Annotated in this window: 1 protein-coding gene; it reads right to left on the bottom strand. The window is 51.6% G+C overall.

Annotated features, from left to right (window positions below):
- Positions 1 to 371 precede the first annotated feature (371 nt).
- The gene (locus NLX78_RS26335; protein WP_254351922.1) at positions 372 to 1,637 is read right to left on the bottom strand and encodes an IS110 family RNA-guided transposase; all 1,266 of its coding nucleotides are present in this window, start codon (positions 1,635 to 1,637) and stop codon (positions 372 to 374) included.
- Positions 1,638 to 1,760 lie beyond the last annotated feature (123 nt).

Raw genomic sequence — 1,760 nt, 5'->3', positions numbered from 1 at the left:
AGCTCCCTCGAAGTGATTAAGTTTTCTCACTCAAACTCATGAATTCGCAGGATTTCACCTTTAGTTTAGCGCGAGATAAGAAGGGAACAGAGGAGCCGGTAGCTTGGAACAACTGAAAGGGCGTGCAGGAACAGGGGTGCGGGATGAATCACCCAATTCACTTCATATCCTGCACGTCTCCATGTCGCCCCTAGCGATTTTCACTCCCATGTCTCAACGGGTCCAAGCCCTTTCATTCCTTCGTCACATCTACTAAGGGGTGGAGGTCGGTTTTTCTAACGGAACGGGTCCGAGCCCTTTTGCGTAATGTCTCCCGATACTCCGTGCTTTTTGGAATCCTGCGAATGCATCAGCTGGTGAGAAAATGCCGGTTAAGCTGCTTGCGGAAAAACTTTGTTGGAGTCGTAAGCCTCGCTGCTCTTCGCCAGACCGACAAGCATTCGGGCTACTTTACCGCATAATTTCATAATAGATTTCATTTTCTTTAGCTTTTTCACGTCGACATTGTGGTGGTGCAGCGCTCTAACATCCGGATTGGTCATGACCATGCACATCGTCATGAGATAGAGAAAGCGTCGGAGACGAGGGCGCCCACGTTTGCTGAGCACCATCTTTCCACGCCATTTCCCGGAACTGGCTTCTGCTAGATTTAGCCCGGCATGGCGGAGTAAAGCATTGCCGTGTGCATAGCCGCTCAGATCACCGGCTTCACCTAGCACACCAGCTAAGCTCGTTGCATTTACGCCTCGAATGGCAAGCAACTTCTGAGCGTACGGAATACGCACCAGGCTGTAGTGAAGCTCGTGCTCAATCTGCTCAAGCTGGCGCTGCGCCAAGTCGTATTCTTCGAGCAGTTGACCCAAGTGCAGTTTGTAGGCGTGCAGCGCCTGCGTGGCGCCAACACTGCGTTTAGCCAGGGCAATGAGCTGCTCGGCTCGATGAATGCCCGCATGGCGTTTCACGTATTGCTTCCAGCCGGCAATGACTTGTTCCGTCGTTAACTGGCTAATGTCCTTCGGGAGAGGAAACAGCCTTAACGTGGCTATGGCGCTGGTGCAGGTAAGGATTTTAAAGACGTGACGAAGTTCCGGAAAGACAATATCTACCCAGCGATGAATCTGGTTAACGGCGCTGTTTAGCCGTTTGGCAACCGTGTCGCGGTTGGCCATGAGAATCCGTAGTTCCTCGTAAGCTTCCGGGTTGAAGCGCACAGGGGAATAGTAGCCGTTTTTGACCATATCCGCGATGACGAGCGCGTCTTTGCGGTCGCTTTTAGATGGCGTATTGTCGCGGTTTTCCTTGTTCTTTTTGACGAGATGGGGATTTACGAGAACAGCCTCAATGCCTTTGGCCGAAAGCCAGCGAGCCAGGCTGAACCAGTAGTGACCGGTGGGTTCCATGCCGACGATGACTTTGCTCAGCGTGTACGACTTGAGCAGATCTTGAATCCAGCGGCCGAACAGCTGGAAACCCTCGTCATGGCTGCCGAACTCTAGCGGCGATCCTAAGGCAATTCCCCGAAAGCTAACCGCACGAGCGACGTGAGCCTCCTGTGCAATATCTACGCCGACAACTAAATGCGATGAGGAAATGTTTTCAATGCGTTGATTTTGTTTATCCTGTGATTTAAACTTCATAGTAGAGCGACCTCCTAGATGATGGGCTTTTTAGGGCATTGACCCGTGACGTAACCCCATCGTACCGAGGCGCTCGTTTTTGTGCAAAGACCAGATTATTCGTTTTACAGGAATTCTAACGGG

The organism is Paenibacillus sp. Lou8.1 (genome assembly GCF_024213565.1).
GTDB lineage: Bacteria > Bacillota > Bacilli > Paenibacillales > Paenibacillaceae > Paenibacillus > Paenibacillus polymyxa_B.
Note: the sequence above shows the minus strand (reverse complement) of the source record. Positions and strands in the feature narration are given on the sequence as shown.

Bases quoted from the DNA above. Each gene is read 5' to 3' on its own strand.
- NLX78_RS26335 (WP_254351922.1), bottom strand. From the start codon at position 1,637: ATGAAGTTTAAATCACAGGATAAACAAAATCAACGCATTGAAAACATT.